Annotated in this window: 1 protein-coding gene; it reads left to right on the plus strand. The window is 66.7% G+C overall.

What is annotated here, in order from left to right; translation table 11 throughout:
- On the plus strand, window positions 1-231 hold a 231-nt coding region (locus SB753_RS42100; RefSeq protein ID WP_410805828.1), incomplete at both ends, for a transposase.

A 231-nucleotide genomic window follows, 5' to 3' on the forward strand; every position in this document is an offset into this window, starting at 1 on the left:
TTCCGGGAGGGCGTAACTGAACTCGGTTTGCTGTACGCGGTGGGGATCCGGCCTGGCACCTCTGTGTGGGCGCCCGGGACAGCGCCACTTCCTCCCAAGCCATGGAGCGGGCGCGGCAAGCCACCGACATTGCTGCGCCGTGCGCCCGGCCACGAGCCGATCGTGGTGAAGGAACTGGCCATGCAATTACCCGCAAACGCCTGGCAAACCGTAACCTGGCGGGAAGGCAGC

The sequence above is a fragment of the Paraburkholderia sp. SIMBA_053 genome, assembly GCF_046534895.1.
GTDB lineage: Bacteria > Pseudomonadota > Gammaproteobacteria > Burkholderiales > Burkholderiaceae > Paraburkholderia > Paraburkholderia caledonica.